The 20967-nt window shown below is 36.9% G+C and carries 17 protein-coding genes and 1 tRNA gene; 8 read left to right on the forward strand and 10 right to left on the reverse strand.

Translation table 11 applies throughout. The features are described 5' to 3' along the window. Positions 1–26: 26 nt before the first annotated feature. Positions 27–99: transfer RNA gene (locus Q0X89_RS15125), tRNA-Gly, on the reverse strand. A 355-nt stretch (positions 100–454) separates the two neighbouring features. Then, positions 455–3037 (reverse strand): DNA mismatch repair protein MutS, encoded by a 2583-nt coding sequence (gene mutS, locus Q0X89_RS15130; protein ID WP_297695660.1) that lies wholly within the window; start codon positions 3035–3037, stop codon positions 455–457. Positions 3038–3230: 193 nt separating this feature from the next. Here mutS and Q0X89_RS15135 point away from each other — a divergent pair, with 193 nt between their 5' ends. Beyond that, positions 3231–3767 carry an RNA methyltransferase gene (locus tag Q0X89_RS15135; protein WP_297695662.1) on the forward strand — a complete coding sequence of 179 codons (537 nt, stop codon included), beginning with the start codon at positions 3231–3233 and terminating at the stop codon, positions 3765–3767. 213 nt (positions 3768–3980) lie between these two features. Here the strand turns inward: Q0X89_RS15135 and folK are convergent, their stop codons facing one another. Continuing rightward, positions 3981–5120, reverse strand: coding sequence for a 2-amino-4-hydroxy-6-hydroxymethyldihydropteridine diphosphokinase (folK, locus tag Q0X89_RS15140; protein ID WP_297695664.1), 1140 nt, complete (start codon positions 5118–5120; stop codon positions 3981–3983). Between the two features lie 171 nt (positions 5121–5291). Here folK and sppA point away from each other — a divergent pair, with 171 nt between their 5' ends. The 3 genes from sppA (at position 5292) to Q0X89_RS15155 (ending at position 10647) form a co-directional block, all read left to right on the forward strand. Next, a complete protein-coding gene (gene sppA / locus Q0X89_RS15145) occupies positions 5292–7049 on the forward strand; it encodes a signal peptide peptidase SppA (protein ID WP_297695666.1) in 1758 nt (585 codons plus the stop codon). Positions 7050–7053: 4 nt separating this feature from the next. Further along, positions 7054–7764 carry a queuosine precursor transporter gene (locus Q0X89_RS15150; RefSeq protein ID WP_297695668.1) on the forward strand — a complete coding sequence of 237 codons (711 nt, stop codon included), beginning with the start codon at positions 7054–7056 and terminating at the stop codon, positions 7762–7764. A gap of 129 nt (positions 7765–7893) precedes the next feature. Then, positions 7894–10647 (forward strand): AsmA-like C-terminal region-containing protein, encoded by a 2754-nt coding sequence (locus tag Q0X89_RS15155; protein ID WP_297695671.1) that lies wholly within the window; start codon positions 7894–7896, stop codon positions 10645–10647. On the opposite strand, the gene Q0X89_RS15160 is transcribed toward Q0X89_RS15155, so the two are convergent. Further along, a complete protein-coding gene (locus Q0X89_RS15160; RefSeq protein ID WP_297695673.1) occupies positions 10640–11434 on the reverse strand; it encodes a DUF2797 domain-containing protein in 795 nt (264 codons plus the stop codon). The genes Q0X89_RS15155 and Q0X89_RS15160 overlap by 8 nt on opposite strands. A gap of 80 nt (positions 11435–11514) precedes the next feature. On the opposite strand from Q0X89_RS15160, the gene Q0X89_RS15165 reads away from it, so the two are divergent. Both Q0X89_RS15165 and Q0X89_RS15170 read left to right on the forward strand, forming a co-directional pair. Further along, the gene (locus Q0X89_RS15165) at positions 11515–13029 is read left to right on the forward strand and encodes a GH3 auxin-responsive promoter family protein (protein ID WP_297695675.1); all 1515 of its coding nucleotides are present in this window, start codon (positions 11515–11517) and stop codon (positions 13027–13029) included. A gap of 159 nt (positions 13030–13188) precedes the next feature. Continuing rightward, on the forward strand, positions 13189–13755 hold the full coding sequence (locus Q0X89_RS15170; protein ID WP_297695677.1) for a hypothetical protein: 567 nt from the start codon (positions 13189–13191) through the stop codon (positions 13753–13755). Here the strand turns inward: Q0X89_RS15170 and clpX are convergent. The 6 genes from clpX to Q0X89_RS15200 form a co-directional block, all read right to left on the reverse strand. Continuing rightward, entirely contained in the window at positions 13730–14965 is a 1236-nt protein-coding gene (gene clpX / locus Q0X89_RS15175; RefSeq protein WP_297695679.1) for an ATP-dependent Clp protease ATP-binding subunit ClpX, read from the reverse strand. The two genes, Q0X89_RS15170 and clpX, sit on opposite strands and share 26 nt — an antisense overlap. A gap of 96 nt (positions 14966–15061) precedes the next feature. Beyond that, positions 15062–15742, reverse strand: coding sequence for an ATP-dependent Clp endopeptidase proteolytic subunit ClpP (clpP, locus tag Q0X89_RS15180; RefSeq protein WP_297695681.1), 681 nt, complete (start codon positions 15740–15742; stop codon positions 15062–15064). An 85-nt stretch (positions 15743–15827) separates the two neighbouring features. Continuing rightward, the gene (tig, locus tag Q0X89_RS15185; protein ID WP_297695683.1) at positions 15828–17150 is read right to left on the reverse strand and encodes a trigger factor; all 1323 of its coding nucleotides are present in this window, start codon (positions 17148–17150) and stop codon (positions 15828–15830) included. Positions 17151–17254: 104 nt separating this feature from the next. Next, positions 17255–17596, reverse strand: coding sequence for a phage holin family protein (locus Q0X89_RS15190; RefSeq protein WP_297695685.1), 342 nt, complete (start codon positions 17594–17596; stop codon positions 17255–17257). 133 nt (positions 17597–17729) lie between these two features. After that, positions 17730–18500, reverse strand: coding sequence for an alpha/beta fold hydrolase (locus Q0X89_RS15195; protein ID WP_297695687.1), 771 nt, complete (start codon positions 18498–18500; stop codon positions 17730–17732). After that, positions 18500–19213 (reverse strand): pyridoxine 5'-phosphate synthase, encoded by a 714-nt coding sequence (locus Q0X89_RS15200; protein WP_297695689.1) that lies wholly within the window; start codon positions 19211–19213, stop codon positions 18500–18502. The genes Q0X89_RS15195 and Q0X89_RS15200 overlap by 1 nt, the downstream gene beginning before the upstream one ends. 93 nt (positions 19214–19306) lie before the next feature. Between Q0X89_RS15200 and Q0X89_RS15205 the strand changes: the two genes are divergently transcribed. Further along, positions 19307–19963 carry a CBS domain-containing protein gene (locus Q0X89_RS15205; protein ID WP_297695691.1) on the forward strand — a complete coding sequence of 219 codons (657 nt, stop codon included), beginning with the start codon at positions 19307–19309 and terminating at the stop codon, positions 19961–19963. Positions 19964–20050: 87 nt separating this feature from the next. Next, on the forward strand, positions 20051–20932 hold the full coding sequence (locus Q0X89_RS15210) for an NAD kinase (protein ID WP_297695693.1): 882 nt from the start codon (positions 20051–20053) through the stop codon (positions 20930–20932). Positions 20933–20967: the final 35 nt, after the last annotated feature.

Consider the following 20967-nt stretch of genomic DNA (forward strand, 5'->3'; position numbering starts at 1 on the left):
ACGGGCAGCACGTGGTTCTTAATTTGAGCGAAAAACGGGATTCGAACCCGCGACCTCCACCTTGGCAAGGTGGCGCTCTACCAACTGAGCTATTTTCGCGTATTTAGAAAATAGCCCTTCAGTTTTTGAACTCTAATTGCTGTGTGGCAATATGGCGCTCAACTCCCGATAACTATCGGGAAGCTATTTTCGCGTATTTAGAAAATAGCCCTTCAGTTTTTGAACTCTAATTGCTGTGGCAATTTGGGCTCAACTCTCGATATCTAATGGGAAGCTATTTTCGCATATTCTAAAGAACGTGGCACCTTAAAAAGGGATGCGGACGCAAATTTAATACAATTCTATAGAAAGCAAAGAACTTTTAACCAAAAAGAATATGATGATGCGCAATAAAAGTAATTTTTTTTATCCAGGATTATGGTACCCTGGATGAGGACTAATTAGCCTGCTTAAATCAGGAAGTAGCCTTTTTATTCTTAGTGAGCATTCGTTTAATTTCGTTAAGTTTCATCAGCGCCTCAACAGGTGTTAATGTGTTGATGTCTAAATGAATTAATTCCTCCTTAATTCGTTCCAATAAAGGATCATCAAGATTAAAAAAACTGAGTTGCATTTCATTTTGTGCCGCTTGCAGATTATCCGTGAGTTCTTCACTGGAATGGGATTTTTCCAATTTTTTTAAGATCTTCTCGGCCTTATGGATAACTTGCTGGGGCATTCCTGCCATTTTTGCCACATAGATTCCAAAACTGTGTTCACTCCCGCCGGGCACAAGCTTCCTTAAAAACAGTACAGTATCCTTTAACTCTTTTACAGCTACATTGTAATTCTTTATCCGCTCAAAGGTGGTTGCCATTTCATTTAGTTCATGATAATGGGTCGCAAAGAGGGTCTTTGCCCTGGCCGGATGTTCATGCAGGTATTCAGAAATTGCCCAGGCAATGGAAATCCCGTCATAGGTGCTGGTGCCCCTTCCAATTTCATCAAGCAGGATAAGGCTTCTGTCTGAAAGATTGTTGAGGATAGATGCCGTTTCATTCATTTCTACCATAAAAGTAGATTCTCCAAGAGATATATTATCACTGGCGCCAACTCGTGTAAAAATCTTGTCAACATAACCTATCTGGGCCGCTTCCGCCGGAACATAACTTCCCATCTGTGCCAGTAAAACAATGAGGGCAGTTTGTCTCAATATAGCCGATTTGCCGCTCATATTTGGCCCTGTAATCATAATAATTTGTTGAGATTCCCTGTTTAAAACCAGGTCATTGGGTATATAGGACTCGCCCAAAGGCAGTTGCTTTTCTATAACAGGATGCCGGCCATTCTTAATGGATATTTCGGTGCTGTCATTTAAGGCGGGGGCCACATAATTGTTTTCTTTTGCAAGTTGTGTAAAACCACACAGGCAATCCAGCCTGGCAATCTGATGGGCATTTTGTTGAACAGGTGCAATATATTCCTGTAACCATACGACTAATTGCGAGAACAACTGTTGTTCCAGACTTAAAATGCGTTCCTCAGCTCCTAAGATCTTAGCTTCGTATTCCTTTAATTCCTCCGTAATATACCGTTCTGCGTTTACAAGGGTTTGCTTTCGTATCCATTCTTCAGGAACTTTGTCCTTGTGTGTGTTGCGTACTTCAATATAGTAGCCGAAAACATTATTTGAGGCAATTTTCAGGGAGCTGATCCCAGTGCGTTTCGTTTCTCTTATCAGCATCTGATCCAGATGGTCCTTCCCGCTGAAGGCCAAATCCTTTAGCTCATCAAGCTCAGCAGAATATCCTTTTGCTATAACATTGCCTTTAAGAACATTAACTGGAGCATCTTCCTGTAACAGCTTTTTTATTTTTTCACGGACGGCATCACAATTATCCAATTTGTCTCCTATGAGTCTTAAGGATTCATTTTCACTTTGAGTAATTAATTGTTTTATGGGTACAATAGCTTCTAATGAATTTTTTAATTGTACCGTTTCCCTGGGGTTCACTTTTCCGGTAGCGACTTTTGAAATTAGCCGTTCAAGATCTGCTATATGTTTAATTCCATACTGCAGTTTTTGGAGTGAACCTTCATTTTCAAGGAAATAAGAAATTACGTCATGCCTGCGCCTTATTTTTTCAATATTCTTAAGGGGCAGTGCCAGCCAGCGTTTTAATAGGCGCCCGCCCATAGAAGAAATAGTCTTATCAATAACGTCTATAAGGGTAACAGCATTTTCATTATGCGAATGGTATAATTCCAGGTTTTTTATAGTAAATCTATCCATCCAGATATATTCCTCTTCGGCTATTCTTTGGATCTTACTGATATGCTGCAATTGATTATGCCGGGTATCAGAAAGATAATGCAATGCTGCACCTGAAGCTATTATTCCATACTTCAAATGAGCTATGCCAAAACCTTTTAAGGTTGTGGTTCTAAAATGGTTGGTAAGGGTCTCTTGGGCATAATCCTCCTGAAAGATCCAGTCTTCCAGATAGAAGGTATGGAAACGGGTACCAAAAGCTTCCTTAAAATCTGTCTTATGTGCTTTTGAAACAAGAACTTCATTAGGGGCAAAATTTTGAAGCAATTTGTCTATTTGTTCTAACTTACCCTCTGCGGTTAGGAATTCACCCGTAGAGATGTCTAAAAAAGAAACCCCATGTATCTTAACCCCGAAATGAACAGCACAAAGAAAATTATTGGATTTAGCACTTAATATATCATCATTTAGCGCTACTCCCGGTGTTACTAACTCTGTAACGCCTCTTTTAACTATGGTCTTGGTTAATTTAGGGTCTTCTAATTGATCACAAATGGCAACCCGCTGACCTGCCTTAACCAGTTTAGGGAGATAAGTATTTAGCGAATGATGTGGAAAACCTGCCAGTTCTGTCCTGTCGCCCCCATTATTTCTGTGGGTAAGTACAATCCCCAGAATTCCTGCTGCTTTTACGGCATCTTCCCCAAAAGTTTCATAGAAGTCACCTACCCTGAATAGCAAAAGTGCATCAGGATATTTCGTCTTGATGGTATTGTACTGCCTCATCAGAGGCGTCACTTTCTTTATTTTATCGGAATTGGCCAAAGTAGTTTATTCCCCTATTTTTGTCAACCAGGGAGTAAACGAAAATACTATTTTTCCCAGGGATTGTAACCCCTTGTTGATATTTTCGGATAACTTAGTACAAGTTCATTTAATAGAAGGTTTACTCCTTAGATTTAGAAATCTTAGTCTTTATATGCGAAAACTTAAAAATAGTGAGTTAGACCGGCTGGATGTTATTCAGTTCAAAAAAGCACAAAAAACACCTATAGTCCTTGTTTTGGACAATATCCGGAGTTTAAACAATATTGGTTCCGTCTTTAGAACCGCAGATGCTTTCCTGATTGAAAAGATTTATTTATGCGGGATAACTGCTTCTCCGCCCCACAAGGATATCCACAAAACAGCATTGGGAGCTACCGAAAGCGTTGCCTGGGAGTACAGAAAAAACACCGTAGGTTTAATTAAGGAACTTCAGAAAGACTATTCTTGCCTGGCGGTTGAGCAAACAGAAAATGCCATTCCCCTCAATCAGTTTGTTCCTAAAAGGTCAACAAAGTACGCCCTGATTTTTGGAAATGAAGTAAAAGGGGTTTCTCAGGAAGTAGTAGATATTTGCCAGGGTGTTTTAGAAATACCTCAGTATGGAACTAAGCATTCGTTGAATATTTCTGTAAGTGCCGGAGTAGTCATTTGGGATCTTTGGTCTAAACTGCAGCCTGCTTCAAAATAGAATAAATTACCTTTAGTCTTTTAGCCTGTAAAAGGCTAAAAAATAAAAACCCTGACAGCAATGTCAGGGTTTTTGGATATATAGTTTGAGTTAGTTAGTTTCTCAAAATTGGATGTGCAAGAAAGTAATTCCTTTTCAACTATGCAAGAAAAATGCTAAATAAGTGTTAAAATGTAATGGCGTTTTCCTAAATAAAGCTTGTAGACAAAGGCCTTAGTCCGTAAGTGACTGCTCAAGAATTTTATCTATTATTAATTCGAAATCAGTGGTATTTTCCACAAAATCGAGATCTGCAATATCAATTATCAGGCTTTTACGATGAGGAAAACCCTTTAAAAAATCAAAATAGCCACGATTAATTTTCTCCAGGTATTCCTTATCTATTCCTTGTTCATATGAACGTCCTCTTTTTTTAATATTTTCTAACAAACGTTCGGTGCTCTGGTAAAGGAAGATATAGATATCGGGTTTTTTCACTTCTTTATACATAAAATTAAACATTTTACGATATAGCTTAAACTCCTCTTTTTGGAGCGTTATTTGTGCAAAAATCAAAGACTTATAGATATCATAATCACTTACCATAAAATTTTTAAAAAGATCAAGTTGAGTTGTATCATCTGTAAACTGCTGGTATCTGTCGGCCAAAAAGGACATTTCTAATGGAAAGGCGTATCTGCTTTGATCATTGTAGAACTTCGGTAAAAACGGGTTGTCCGCAAATCGTTCCAATACAAGTTTGGCATTATGCTCGTCGGCTATTTTTCTGGCCAGGGTAGTTTTACCTGCGCCAATGTTACCTTCAATAGCTACCAAATGCAGTTGGGAAAAGAGTAATTCCCTGCTTGGGTATAATTTATGCGGGGTTTGTTCCAGACTAGTCTTGTCTTTACATTCCTGCAACAAGTTTCTGGTATCTTTCCCTAGTATAGGATGATAGTATTGAGGAGCAATATCTGCAAGAGGTTTTAGAACAAATCTTCTTAATTGCATTTGGGGGTGGGGTACCGTGAGTTCATCTGTTTTAATTATTTCAGAGTTGTAGTACAACAGATCAATATCAATATTTCTGGACTGATAACCTGCCCCTTCAGAGCGCTGACGGCCCATTTCCTGTTCAACTTTTAATAGTATTTCCAGTACTTCTGAAGGTGTTTTATCTGTTTCTAGCGATAAACATGCATTTAAGAAGTCTTCCCCATCAAAACCCCACGAAGGGCTTTTATACACCCCGGAAATTTTAAGAATAGGACCAAGCTCTTTTTGCAAGAGTATGACGGCACGCTGCAAATTGAAAAGTCTGTTTCCAAGGTTACTTCCAAGCGAAAGATATATAGTTTTAGCTTCCTTCATAGTGTACAAACAAAGGTAAGCCAGATGACGACTAAATTACAATAAAGAGACTCTATTTATTAAGCGCCTATTGGTTTAATTACTCAGGTTGAATTATATCGAAGTAAAAAATAACTTCATGGCATCATCTTAAGTTTGGTTATCTTTGACAACTATTAAGTATAGAATTGTATGAATTTTTTAAGAAACCTCCTTGCTGCGATAATAGGCACTTTGATAGCATTTGGTATAATGTTCTTCATGTTTATGATTTTTATAAGTCTTATTAATACTGAAGAAACGGTAACAGTTAAGAAGAACTCCGTATTGGAGTTACAAATGAAATACCCTATTAATGATTATACCGGGAATAAAGAGGGAGATCCTTTTGATGTTCTTTTTGAGAAGGCGCAGGGGCTAGATGAAATTCTACATGCAATAAAGGTAGCAAAAGAGGATAACGATATTAAAGGGATCAGTATTAATAACAATTATATATCTGCCGGAATTTCCTCAACTCAGGCCATAAGAAATGCCCTGACTGATTTTAAAGAAAGCGGAAAATTTATATACGCATTCGGAGATTTTTATATGCAAAAAGACTACTATTTGGCAAGCGTTGCAGATAGTATTTTTTTAAACCCGGTTGGGGCAATGGATTTTAAAGGACTTGCTGCGGAAGTATTATTTTTTAAAGACTTACAGGATAAGACCGGTGTAAAAATGGAAGTCGTAAGGCACGGTAAATACAAAAGTGCCGTGGAGCCTTTTCTATCTAATGAGATGAGTGAGGAAAACAGAACTCAAATCAAAGAACTTCTAAATTCAATTTGGAATACCATTGTTTCTGAAATTGCCTTAGACAGATCAATGTCAGAAGAGAATATTAATATTATAGCTGACACTCTTGGTGGCAGAAAGCCAGAGTATGCAAAAGCTTCAGGATTGCTTGATGATGTTATTTACTACGATGAATATAAAAAACGATTAAAACAGGCTATAGGTATTAGCGCGGACGATAAACTCAACACTATTTCACTTGAAGATTATACTAAGATTTCACGAAAAAAGAAATTAGGTGGTGGGAAAGATAAAATTGCAATCATTTTTGCACAGGGTGAAATTCTCTATGGAGAGGGCGGACCGAATTATATTGGACAGGGAATTATTAACAAGGCTATTATTAAAGCCCGGGACGACAAGTCAGTTAAAGCAATTGTTTTAAGGGTTAACTCCCCGGGAGGTAGTGCGCTTACATCTGATATTATATGGCGTGAACTGGAAATGGCAAAAGAGAAAAAACCTATTGTGGTATCTATGGGTGATGTTGCTGCTTCCGGTGGATATTATATTTCAGTAGGGGCAGATAAAATTTATGCCGAACCTACTACAATAACAGGATCTATTGGCGTCTTTGGAACAATTCCTAATATAAATGAATTGGCAGCTAATATTGGAATCAATGCGGAGCAGGTAGGAACCAATAAAAACTCTGTTGACTATTCGTTTTTTGAACCTATGAGTGATGAGTTTAGAGCTTTTGTTAAAGAAGGTATAGAGACTACCTACCAGACTTTTCTGAGTAAAGTATCTGAAGGTAGAAATATTACTATGGCCCGGGCAGATAGCCTTGCTCAGGGACGGGTTTGGAGTGGAACCGAAGCCAAAGAACTGGGACTGGTAGATGAGTTGGGTGGTCTTGAGGATGCAATTGAAGAGGCAGCCGTACTGGCCAATTTGGATTCTTACTCAATCAGGAAATACCCGAAATATAAAACCAGTTTTGAACGTTTTATGGAAGATTTTGGAGGGGCAAGTATACTTAACAAGGAACAAATAATCCGAAAAGAGATTGGCGATGAGATTTACGGACTTTATAGAGAAGTCAAATCTGTAATGGAACAAAAAGGAATTCAGGCGCGTTTGCCCTTTACCTTAACCATTAAATAGCTTAATGACTCCCAAAAATAGAAAACAAGCATATCGCATATACATATACCTGGGGGCCCTTTTTATTACTTCTTTGGTGGTTTCCAATTTAATTTTCCAAAAATTCTTTTTTTGGTATCCTTTTGGTGATGTAACTGTTTTTGGAGCACCTTTATTTGAAATTTCGGTTGGGGTCTTACCATATCCCATTACCTTTTTAATAACGGACCTTATTTCCGAAATATTTGGAAGGAAGAAAGCCAATCAGGTGGTTACCACAGGTATTTTTGCCTCCTTTTTTTCCATGGGGATTATTCTGATTTCAGACTTTGCGCCTGCTATTCCTTCATCTCCCGTGGACGATGCTGTTTTCAGGAGCGTTTTTGCATTATCTCCTTTAGCTGTGCTTGCCTCAATGCTGGCCTACCTGAGCGCACAATACGTGGACATTGCTATCTATCATTTCTGGAAACGCCTCACTAAAGGCAAATTATTATGGCTTCGCAATAATTTCTCCACTTTTTCTTCGCAAATTATAGATACCACTACTGTAGTGGGTCTGCTTTGCATTTTTGGGGTTATACCCTGGAGTATGTTCCGTGGGTTGGTTATAAGCGGTGTTATTTTTAAAATATTTATCGCTTTTCTGGACACCCCATTTCTGTATTTGTTCGTATATATCTTCAGAAAGAGATTTAAATTGGCCGTGGGTGAAGAAATTAACCTTGATGCCTGAAATTGATTAGTAGCATAGAATCTATTCTTTGCTACTTATATTAAGTTCCTTTTTATTTTTTAAGTTTTCGATAAAAGGTATACTAATATCAAATATTTTTAGTTCTAAACGGACTGAGCTTCATACATTATGAAAAAGAGAATATTAAAAATAACCGGAATACTGTTGTTAGTTGTTTTGGGGGTACTTATTGCCGTCCCTTTTTTCCTAGAGGCTAAGATTGGCGATCTAATTAAAAACAATGTCAATAAGAACATTAATGCTACTTTAGATTTCTCAGAAGTAGATCTTAGTCTACTTCGAAGCTTTCCTAAAGCGGAACTTCAACTTCATGATTTAGCTTTGCTTACAAAAGGTTCGTTTGAAGGCGACACCCTCTTTAAGGCTAAATCTATTGCATTGGAAATGGGTATTAAGGAACTCCTGAAGGGTGCTGACGAACCTATTCTAATAAATAGCCTTATCCTGGACAAAGCAGTTTTGAAACTCAAAACAGATAAACAACAAAATGCAAATTACGATATAACTAAAGAGGAAGAATCCAATTCTAAAAATGAATCAGACGCAAGTAGTTTTAATTTAGGTCTGGAATTTTTTCAATTAAAGGATTCTGAAATAGTCTATGAAGATTTCAATTCCGGAGTGTTGCTTGATTTGAAAAATCTGGAACACATAGGAAAAGGAGACCTTTCTTTGGAACTAAGTGAACTTCAAACACAAACCAGGGCTAATGTTTCATTTGATTTAGATAGTACCCGATATCTTGAAAATACTTTGGTGAGGCTGGATGCGTTAATTGGGGTTGATCTTAAAACCGGCACTTATTCCTTTTTAAAGAACGAGGGTTTTATAAACAATCTTCCCTTGGTTTTTGAGGGATTTGTGAAGACTCGAGAAGAAAAACAAGAAGTGGATATTAAATTCAGAACTCCTTCATCAGAGTTTCATAATTTCTTGGCGGTAATTCCTGAAGTATATACTCAAAACATAAAAGATGTAAAAACGACCGGGAATTTCAATGTCGATGGCGAGATAACAGGTATTATAGATGATGAACATATCCCGAATTTTAATATCCAGATTGATGCCAGGGATGCTTCAATAAAGTATCCCGATTTGCCAAGGGCGATAAAGAACATCAATATGGACATCAGTATTAAAAATTCTTCTGGCTTGGCAGAAGATACTTATATAGATATTGACAATGCCTCCTTCGCGATCGAAAATGACCGTTTCGAATTAAGCTCTAGGCTCACACAATTAATGGGTAATACCAAAGTGCAGTCGCATATCGTATGTAATATGAATCTTGCAAATATTTCCAGTGCTTACCCCATGCCCCAAGCCCTGGATATGAAAGGGCAACTCGATGCCGATATTACTACTTCTTTTGATATGGAATCCATAGAAAAGAAGAGATATGAAAATACAGAACTGAATGGTCATTTAAAGGTAAATGAACTGAGATACATATCTGATGAATTATCCGGTCCTCTCGCTATACATAGTGCTGGCATGGAATTTTCACCGGCTGCTGTAATGCTCAACAATATGAATGGCCAAATAGGGAAAACAGATTTTAATATAGACGGAACCATTAAAAACCTGCTAGGTTTTTTGTTTAATGATGAGAAAGTAACAGGTAGTTTTAAAATGAATTCAGATACTTTTCATCTGGGCGATTTTATGTCGAAGGAAGAAATAGCAGATTCCAAAAAAGATGATACAGCAAAAAGCAAGGAAGGATCAGAACTTAAAACAGAAAAAATTCAAATCCCGGCCTTCCTTGATTGTATAATTGACGCCAGGGCCGGTTCGGTCGTTTATGACAACCTGATTCTGCGAAATGTAAAAGGACGATTAAGAATTGTTGATCAAAGAGCCGAGCTCTCAAATTTTGAGTCTTCATTATTTGATGGGAACCTGAACTTAAATGGGTTTACAAGTACTAAAGGGGAAACGGCTGATTTTCAGATGCAGCTGGGGATGAACAATTTAAATTTAGCAGATACCTTTAAGTCTCTGGAGTTATTCAGGACACTTGCCCCTATGGCAGCATCCCTGGAAGGAAAGTTAAATTCCGCCATAAATATAACTGGTAGGCTTAATGATGATTTTACGCCAGATCTCAATACCATATCCGGAACGGTAAATACGGAACTGCTGGCCATAAAATTAAATCCGGAAAACAGTAAAATAGTAAATGCGCTGAATTCACAATTGAATTTCATTGAAGCGGACAAATTTAATCTTAATACCTTAAAAACTGTACTTTCATTCAAAGATGGCGTAGTTAATGTTAAGCCATTTACAATAAACTATGGCGATATCGCTATCGCGGTGGATGGCAGCCATTCTTTTGATAGTAAGCTGAATTATAATTTAAACATTGAAGTTCCTCGAAAATATTTGGGTAAAGAGATTAATTCACTAATCGCCCAGATTGATGAAAAGGAATTGGATAATTTGACACTTCCGGTAAAGGCCGGTGTTGGGGGCTTTTATGATGCACCAAAGATTAATACTGATCTAAGCGCGGGTATAAAAGATTTAACTTCAAGATTACTTGCTGTTCAGAAGCAAAAAATTATTAATAAGGGCACTGAGAAAGCAGGGGAACTGATAGGAGGTATTTTATCATCAAAGGCTAGTGAGAAAGACTCTTTGGGCGAGGCAAGTCCAGAAAATGTAAAATTAAATGAAGTTTTAGGAGGTGTACTGGCAGAACAGGCAAAAAATAAGGATACTTCCAATATAAATAGAGACACGATGTCTACTGAAGACCCTGTAACAAAAGCAGCAAAAGGAATTCTCGGAGGAATTTTAGGCGGAAAGAAAAAAAGTAAAAACGGCTCAAAGGATGCGGAAGATTCGATTAATTAATTCCCAGACCAACATACAAACCCTCATTCCCCCGAATATTAAACACGGTATTATCTTCAAAAATTAAGTATTGGCCCTTTATTCCTTTAAGCACGCCCTTAAAGGTTGTTGTTTTTTGAAGATTTAGGCTTTTTACTTTTACAGGATATTGTAGAACAGGAAACTCCATATGGGTTTCCTGATTGTTTTCTATATAATAGGCAACAGCTTCATCCGGGATGTATTGGCTTAACTTATTTCGCCATTGAATCAAATCTACGTCTTCTATTGTATTTGTGAGCATTTTGCGCCAATTGGTTTTGTCGCTGACATGTTCTTTTAAGGCGAGTTCTGTTATACCGGCCAAATAGCGGTTGGGGACTTCAACAATTTCAATAGCTTCATGCGCTCCCTGATCAATCCATCTGGTTGGGATCTGAGATTTCCTTGTGACACCTACTTTCACATTACTCGAATTTGCAAGGTATACAATGTGAGGTTGTAGTTGCACTTTCTTTTCATATTCCAAATCGCGGTCTTCTTTGTCTAAATGTGCTGTACTAAGTTCTGGTCTCATTATCCAATCACCGGCAGCAGGAGTTTCAAAAAAACATGTTTGACAATATCCCTGCCTGAAAATGGGCCTGTCTTCTCCGCAATTCAGGCATTGGTATTTTATAAAACTTATTTGTAATTCTTTGTCCAGTACCTGGTTGACATTTAAGAAGTCTTCATTAAATATCAAATAATACTGAATAGGTTGGCCCAATTCAGATTGCATCTTGCGCAAAACACCCTCGTAACGCATGAATCGCGATTTTTGTTAAAAATTCATTTGAAAATACTAACTTTATCCGTTAGGTTTAAGCCATTAAAGATACCCAAAAAATGCCGATACCTTTATTTAATTCTATTGCTTCATGGCTTTTGAAAAAGCGCTATCACCAGATAGAACTTTTTCTGAAGTACCCTGCAGAAGTACAGGAGGAAGTTTTGTTTCAATTATTGGGAATTGCTGAAGACACAAAGATCGGCAGGGAACACGAATTTAGCTCAATTACAAGTTATAAGACTTTTGCTGAGCGGATTCCTATCGGGTCCTATGAGGAAATAGAACCCTTAATAGAGCGTACCAGAAGAGGAGAACAAAATATTTTTTGGCCAACAACAATTAAGTGGTTTGCAAAAAGTAGTGGAACAACCAATGCCAAAAGTAAATTTATTCCGGTAAGTGCTGAGGCTTTAGAAGATTGCCACTATAAATCGGGTAAAGATTTATTGTGTCTCTATTTAAATAATAATGAGAATTCTCAGTTGTTTACAGGTAAAAGTCTTCGCCTTGGAGGTAGTAAGGAGTTATATGAAGATAACGGCACATTTTTTGGTGATCTTTCAGCCATTTTAATAGATAATATGCCTTTCTGGGCAGAGTTGAGCAGTACCCCAAGCAGCAGGGTTTCTCTTATGAGTGAATGGGAAACTAAAATGAATGCTATTATACAGGAAAGCATTCAGGAAAATGTTACCAGTTTAGCCGGTGTTCCATCCTGGATGTTGGTTCTCTTAAATAAAGTACTGGAAGAAACGGGTAAGAATAACTTGTTTGAGGTATGGGAAAATCTTGAAGTCTATTTCCATGGCGGTGTAAGTTTTAACCCATATTTGGAGCAATACCATAACCTGCTACCAAAGATGAATTTCAACTACTATGAGATTTATAATGCCTCTGAAGGATTTTTTGCTATTCAGGACCGGAATAATGCAGATGATTTATTATTAATGCTTGATTATGGGATTTTTTACGAATTCATTCCAATGGAATCCTATGGTCTTCCAGATCAGAAAGTACTTCCGCTATGGGAGGTTGAGGAGAATCAGAATTACGCCATTATCATTACGACAAATTCAGGACTTTGGCGTTATTCCATAGGCGATACCATTCGTTTTACCTCTACCAACCCATATAGGATAAAGGTTACCGGCAGAACAAAACACCATATCAATGCATTTGGCGAGGAGCTCATCATTGAAAATGCCGAAGAGGCACTAAAAAATAGTTGTCAGAAGACCGGTGCTGAAATAATGGATTATACGGCCGCACCAATTTTTATGTCACAAAAGGAAAAAGGGGCCCACGAATGGATTATTGAATTCCGTAAGGCTCCTGAAGAAATTCAATACTTTACAGAAGTATTGGACAATGCTCTTAAATCATTAAATTCTGATTATGAGGCAAAGAGGTACAATAGTATGACATTAAAAATGCCTAAAGTTCATATGGCAAGGAAAAACCTCTTCTATGATTGGTTAAAGTCTAAAGGAAAACTGGGTGGCCAGCATAAGATTCCGCGATTATCCAATGAGAGGATTTATATAGATGAATTGTTGGAAATGAACAGCTAAAACCATTCATTTTTATAGCTGTCCTTGCTTAATGACACTACTGATTAAGCTACTATATCGATGAAATGCACCAATTAATCCAAAAAATTCTGGGAATAGTTAATTAATAGTCACATTGCAGGTCCTAACTTAACCCGATTATTAATAAACATCACATTTATGGCAGAACGACTGGTTGTTTTATCCGATATGTGGGGCGCAAAAAAAGGACTATGGATAACTTCGTATTTAGGCTATTTGCAACAATATTTTGACATAGTTTTTTATGATAGCCTTCAGCTTTCCGATATAAAACTTGATAACTATACAGCTGAAAACGTCTGTGAAGCGTTCAATAGAGGAGGCATGAATACGGCATTAGCTCAGCTATTAACAAAAGAAAGAGAAGAAAGTCATTACCTTACTTTTTGTGCAGGTGGTACAATTGCCTGGAATGCTGCATTAAGTGGTCTGCCCATTAAATCGATAACCGCAGTTTCTCCGTTAAATCTTCACTTGCAAACTGAAAAACCTGACTGTAAGATTAATTTGCTTTACGGTGAATATCAGGATGATAAACCTACTGCCAAATGGGCATCCGAAATGGATGTGAATATGGAAATTGTCCCAAAGTTCGGCAGGGAATTATATAGTGATGACAAAATAATCCAAAAGGTAAGTTTGAATTTGCTGCAGGGCCTATTAAAAAATACGCTTAGTTTTAAGAAACTGCCTTTAGTTTCTTGATAGTTTCAAAGGACAATTTATTCTCTGCATAAGGTTTGGTAACCTTAAATTCTGTTTCTTCACTGCTTGGAAGCTCGAACATTGCATCGGTAAAGACAGCTTCGCATAAAGATCGTAAACCTCTGGCTCCTAATTTGTATTCAACTGCTTTTTCTACAATATAATCCAAAGCCTGGTCAGTAATTTTAAAGCTAATGCCATCCATGGCAAATAGTTTTTCATACTGTTTTATTATTGCATTTTTAGGTTCAGTTAAAATAGCTCTCAGTGTTTTTTCATCCAGAGGATTCATATGTGTCAGGACTGGCAGTCTTCCAATTATTTCCGGAATCAATCCAAATTCTTTCAGATCCTTTGGTATGATATATTGAAGTACGTTTGAATTATCCAAACTTTCTTCTTTTTTAGCAGCACTATAACCAATAGCCTGCATATTTAATCTTTTAGTAATAATCCGTTCTATACCATCAAATGCTCCACCGGCGATAAACAGGATATTTTCCGTATTTACTTCTATAAATTTTTGATCTGGGTGTTTTCTCCCACCTTTTGGCGGTACATTCACCATGGTTCCCTCTAATAATTTAAGCAATCCCTGTTGTACACCTTCCCCGGAAACGTCTCGTGTAATGGAAGGGTTATCACTTTTACGGGCAATTTTATCAAGCTCGTCTATAAAAACAATACCTCTCTCCGCTTTTTCCAGATTGTAATCTGCAGCTTGCAAAAGACGCGTGAGGATACTTTCAACATCTTCACCTACATATCCTGCCTCAGTTAATACTGTTGCATCAACAATAGCTAGTGGGACATTAAGCATTTTTGCAATGGTTTTGGCCATAAGAGTTTTACCGGTACCGGTTTGCCCAACCATCACAATGTTACTTTTTTGAATCTCTATATCATCCTCTTTGGAGTGAGGTTGCAATAGTCTTTTGTAGTGATTATAAACTGCTACTGATAGTACTTTCTTAGTGCGTTCCTGTCCAATGACATAGGCGTCCAGAAAACCTTTAATTTCAAGAGGTTTCTTTAGGATAAGTTCAGAAGACAGGTCATCATTCTTTGATTGCTTCGATTCTTCTGCCACTATACCGTGTGCCTGTTCTATACATCTATCACATATATGTGCATCTAAACCTGCTATCAAGAGATTTGTCTCAGGTTTTTTTCTTCCGCAAAAAGAACATTCTAGATTTTCCTTAGCCATAACTTATACTAGATTTCTAAACAATAACGAAACAAAAGCTATTTTGGTTCATTAAAACATACCCATAACACCAGAAATATGGGTATTTTGTCGAAATTAATCTTTATCCCTTTCTAATATTTCATCAATCATACCATAATCCATGGCTTCTTTAGCCTTCATCCAATAATCCCGGTCACTGTCTTCATAGACCTTGTCAAATTTTTGCCCTGAGTGTTTAGATATAATATGGTATAATTCATCCTTAATTTTGAGTACTTCAATAGCAGCAATCTCTATATCACTTGCCTGCCCCTGTGCTCCGGACATCGGTTGGTGTATCATTACCCTGGAATGTGTTAAACCACTGCGTTTACCTTTTTCGCCGGCGCACAAAAGAACTGCAGCCATAGAAGCAGCCATTCCTGTGCAGATTGTAGCCACATCAGGTTTAATAAATTGCATGGTGTCATAGATACCGAGACCCGCATAGACGCTACCTCCCGGAGAGTTAATATAAATCTGAATATCTTTTGATGAATCTGCACTGGCCAGAAAAAGTAATTGTGCCTGCACAATATTGGCCACCTGGTCATTAATTCCTGTCCCCATAAAAATAATACGATCCATCATAAGTCTGGAGAAAACATCCATTGCAATTGCATTGAGTTGTCTTTCCTCAATAATGTTTGGTGTCATGTTAACCGGATACATACTACTAATAATACGCTCATAGTACATGCTGTTAATGCCCCGGTCTTTAATGGCATAATTTTGAAATTCTTTTCCGAAATCCATATAAATAATAATAGTTTTTTTAAAAAAAAAGGTGCCGAAATTACTGCTTTCGGCACCGTAAAGATACTTAATTTATTTTTGAATTCTAACCGTAAACTTCTTTCACAAAATTGTCATAGGTAACTTCTTTCTTCTTCAAATTAGCCTTTTCCTTGTAAAGGGTAAGCAACTTTTGACTCATCAACTGCTCGGATAGTCTTTTTACTTCTTCCTGATTGCTCAGAACCCTGGTGGCAATAGTGTCTAATTCTTCTTCCTGCGGATTTAACTGCCCGTATTGTGCCATTTGAGACTTAATAAAACCTTTTGCAAATTCTTTTAATTCATCAAACTGAATTTCTATTCCGTTATCTTTAATGATTCTGCCTTCAATTAATTGATAGCGTAATCCTTTTTCAGACTTTTCATATTCATCATTGGCCTCTTCTTCAGTAATGGCCTTTTCTCCTGTAGTCTGAATCCATTTTTTAAGAAATCCGGCCGGTAGATCAAATTTTATTGTTTCAATTAATCGTTCAGTAATATCATTTAATAATTTCTGATCTGCCTGTTGTTCAAATTGCTTTTCCGAATCTTCCTTAATTCTATCTCTCAGATCTTTTTCTGATTTAATAACATCTTTACCAAATAACTTGTCAAACAATTCCTGATCTAAATCGGCAGACTCCCTCTCATTTATTTCCTCTATAGTAAAACTTACTTCTATATTCAGTTTTTCAACCTGGTCTCTTTGAATTCCTAAAGCTCCGGATAATAAATAGTCTTCTTCAAAAAGACCTTTTGTTTTCAAAATTACAATGTCACCAGCTTTTTTACCGATAAGACTATTAATGGCTTTTTTATTTTTCAATTTAGACATTTCAAGGGTAGACTTATTGTCTATTTCCTCTTCTTCATTACTGAAAGTACCGGTAAGTTCATCATTCTTCCCTACTTCAGATTTGCTAATAAGTTTTCCGTATTGTTTTCTAATACGCTCTACCTGCTCATCTATCATCTTCTTATCGGCCACAATTTTATAATGTGTGACCGGCTTTTTTGTCTTTAGGGATACTTCAAAATTAGGTGCGAGACCCAATTCAAATTCAAAAGAAAAATCTTCCGCTTCCCAATCAAAATTATCTTGTTGTTTCGGAAGTGGATTTCCAAGTACATCTAATTTTTCTTCGGTAAGATATTTGTTGAGGTTATCCTGTAAAAGTTTATTTACTTCGTCAACCAATACGGCTTTACCGTATTGTTTCTTGATTAAACCCATGGGAACCTGACCTTTCCTGAACCCCGGAATATTAGCCTGTTTTTTATAATCTTTAAGAATTTTATCTACCTTATCACTATAGTCATCTTTAGTTATAGCTACTTTAACAATAGCATTTAACTCGTCTATCTGCTCTTTCTGAATATTCATCTATATCTCTTATTTGCTTTCTAAAATGGGATGCAAAAATAGAATATTTTATGAACCGGGACAAGTTTTTAAATAGCTGATTATCAATTCCTGAATCAGGAAATTTAATCCTCCTTTAAAAATGAGAAAAAGATAGATTCCAGGAAGGTCAAAAGCAGACTGAATAGTAGTGCCCACCAAATAGTATCCACAGTAAAACCGGATACAAACTTATCCGCAAGCAGAATAATCAGGGCGTTAATAATTAGTAAGAAAAGACCCAACGTTAGTATTGTTATGGGCAAGGTAAGTATTACCAGAATAGGCTTTATAATAAAATTCAGAAGGCCTAATACAATAGCCACGATAATCGCAGTAGTATAAGAGTCTACGCCCACACCCGGTAGTATATTTGCGAGTATTACTACGGCAAGTGCGCTCAATAATATTCGAATAATTAGTTTCATTTGGTTAGGTCTTTAGTATTAATATAGAGTACCAACAATAATTAGCTTCCTTAAAAGTAACTATTTTTTTTAATAGACAATATTAGAAGTTTTATAAACAAATGTGGCCAACCCAGGCGGCTTGCCCCTTTTTTTACGAATTCAGAAAAACCATAGATTTTTCAATAAACTGTTGTGGGTTTTCAGCATGTAGCCAATGTCCTGAATCATCGATGGTTTCCAACTGGGCACTCGGAAAATGATTCCTAATTTCAGACATGTCTTCATTAGCAATGTACTCTGATCTGCTGCCTCTTAGAAATAAGGTCGGACCGGTAAAATATTCTGTATGGCCCAGGGATTCCCCAATTTCTTCCATTTTTTGCGATAAGACGTCGAGGTTAAAACGAAAGGCTAATTTCCCTTTTTCTACCCAATGAAGACTTTTTAACAAAAACTGCCTAATTCCCCAATCATGAAGGTGTTCCGCAAGCAAAAAATCGGCCTGACTTCGGGAGGTAATTTCTTCCATGGGTAAAGTTTTTAAGGCATCAATAATATACTGATGATGAGGAGGGTAAAATTTTGGAGCAATGTCGGCAACTATTAATTTATCTACTGAATCGTGATACTTGCACGCAAATGTCATTGCGGTTTTACCACCCATTGAATGACCAAGGATAGAGGCACTTCTAAACTTATGATAGTTTAAGTAGTGATTTAAATCATCTGCAAGAATTGTATAATTAAATTCGTCCGACCAGAAGCTCTTACCATGATTTCGCTGATCGATAAGATGAACCTCATACCCATGCTGGGCATATTGCGTTCCCAAAGTTTTCCAATTATCTGACATTCCCAAAAAGCCGTGCAATATCATCAGCGGTTTGCCTTTGCCTATTATGTTTGAATGTAGTAAAGTCATTATTTCAATCGGTGTAAATACATATTAATTACATTCTCAAGTCCCAGATAGAGCGATTCACAGATCAGGGCGTGCCCAATGGAAACTTCCAGAAGATTTGAAATATTATCCTTGAAATACTTTATATTATTGAGGCTTAAATCGTGTCCTGCATTAATTCCCAAACCTAATTCATGAGCAGTTTTTGCAGCTTCAATAAAAGGCTGAATTCCATTCATTTTCCCTGCTTCATAATCTCTGGCATATTGCTCAGTATAGAGCTCAATTCTGTCTGCACCCGTTTTGGCAGCTCCGGTAACCATACTTATTTCAGGATCTACAAAAATTGAAGTACGGATATTTTTTTCTTTAAATATCCCAATGACATCTTTTAAAAAGTCTTTGTGCTTTATAGTGTCCCAACCGGCATTAGAGGTAATAGCATCTACTGCGTCTGGCACCAGGGTTACCTGAGCAGGTTGTACCTCCAGTACCAAATCAATAAACTTCTCAACAGGATTCCCCTCAATATTTAATTCTGTAGTTACAATATTCCGAAGCTTACGGGCGTCATCATATTTTATGTGTCTTTCGTCGGGTCTTGGATGAATGGTGATTCCTTGTGCGCCAAAATCTTCTATGTCAGCTACTACTTTTAAGAGGTTTGGAACGTTTCCTCCTCGCGAATTCCTCAGAGTGGCTATTTTGTTAACATTAACACTAAGTTTTGTCATTTTGCGATATTTACATTTTTCAGGGCTCAAAAATACAAATTAGGCATGCCTTTTGATATTTAAAATTAGTATTTTGCATAAGATTTTAAGGACATGGAGATTCAATCTCATATAATCAATACAATTCCGGTTTTCAATTTGGAAGGAACACTTAAGGAGGTTATTCACTTTTTTAAGCATTCCACCTATTCTCATGTGGCTATTGTTGAGAATAATATTTTTTTGGGAGTCTTATCCGAAAATGATCTTGAGACCTTTGAGAGCACCAAAAAAATAGAAGACTATAAATATAATCTTGAATCCTTTTTTGCCTTAAAAAGCACCTCCTGGCTTGATGTTCTTGAAAAATTTGCCAGAAACGAATGCAACTTGTTACCTGTTTTGGATGATGAAAATCAGGTACTTGGTTATTATGATCTTAATGATATTGTAGGGGTCTTTATAGATACTCCTTTTTTTACAGAACCAGGCGGAGTACTGGTATTGACAAAAAGTGCAAAAGACTATTCTTTTAGTGAAATAGCTCAGATCGTTGAAAGCAATAATACCAAGTTACTTGGAGCATTTGTTACGGATATTCAAAATGATATTGTTCAAATTACGATAAAAATCAGTACTGGTAATTTTAGTGAAGTAGTCCATACCTTTAGGCGATATGACTACAATATACTCTTTGGTAACAAGGATGATCAGTTTATTGAGAATTTAAAGGAAAGATCGGATTATCTTGATAAATACCTTAACGTTTAAATTCTATGTGGGGAAGTATTCTGAAAATAATGATTGTACCCTCATTATCTTCCCTGTTTAAAGGTTAATTTCATAAAACTTTGCACTATGAAAATTGCAATATATGCTCAAATATACCAGAGCGAGGCCTTCGATTACGTTATTGAATTATTGGATGAATGCAAGAATGTTAGTGCAGAAGTATGTATTGAATCAGATTTTTATGCCCAATTGTCCGCAGAAAGACAAATATCTGAATATACTACTTTCAATCGTGAAGCTGGGTTGGACTCGTCTTTTGAAATGTTTGTAAGCTTTGGAGGGGATGGTACAATTTTAAGAGCTATCACCTATATCCGGGATCTGGGTATTCCAATAGTTGGAGTAAATACAGGAAGACTTGGGTTCTTATCAACAATAAAAAAGGAGGAAGTCAGAAGAGTTGTAACCGAATTTATTTCGGGAGCCTATTCAATAGATGAGCGAAGTTTAGTGCAAGTGAATGCGGATTTTGACATCCCTGAATTTAAGGATATGAATTATGCCTTAAATGAAGTATCTGTAAGTAGAAAGGATACGACTTCTATGATAACCGTGGAAACTCATCTAAATGATGAATATTTGACCTCATATTGGGCAGATGGGCTTATTGTTGCAACGCCAACAGGATCTACTGGCTATTCCTTGAGTTGTGGCGGTCCTGTAATAATGCCGGGCGTACAATCTCTGGTAATTACCCCAATTGCTCCACATAACTTAAATGCAAGACCCCTTGTTATCTCAGACGATACCATAATCCGATTAAAAGTTTCCGGACGCGAAGAAAATCACCTTGTTTCTTTAGATTCGCGAATTGCTACTATAGAAAATGGTAAAGAAATTACGATTAACAAGGTCCCATTTAAAGTAAAAATGATTGCTTATACTTCTGAGAGCTTTTTGGAAACCATAAGAAACAAGTTGCTCTGGGGACAGGATAAGCGGAATTAGATGCTTCTTTAAAACAATAAATAACTGCAAATCCT

Source organism: uncultured Eudoraea sp. (genome assembly GCF_947258525.1).
GTDB lineage: Bacteria > Bacteroidota > Bacteroidia > Flavobacteriales > Flavobacteriaceae > Eudoraea.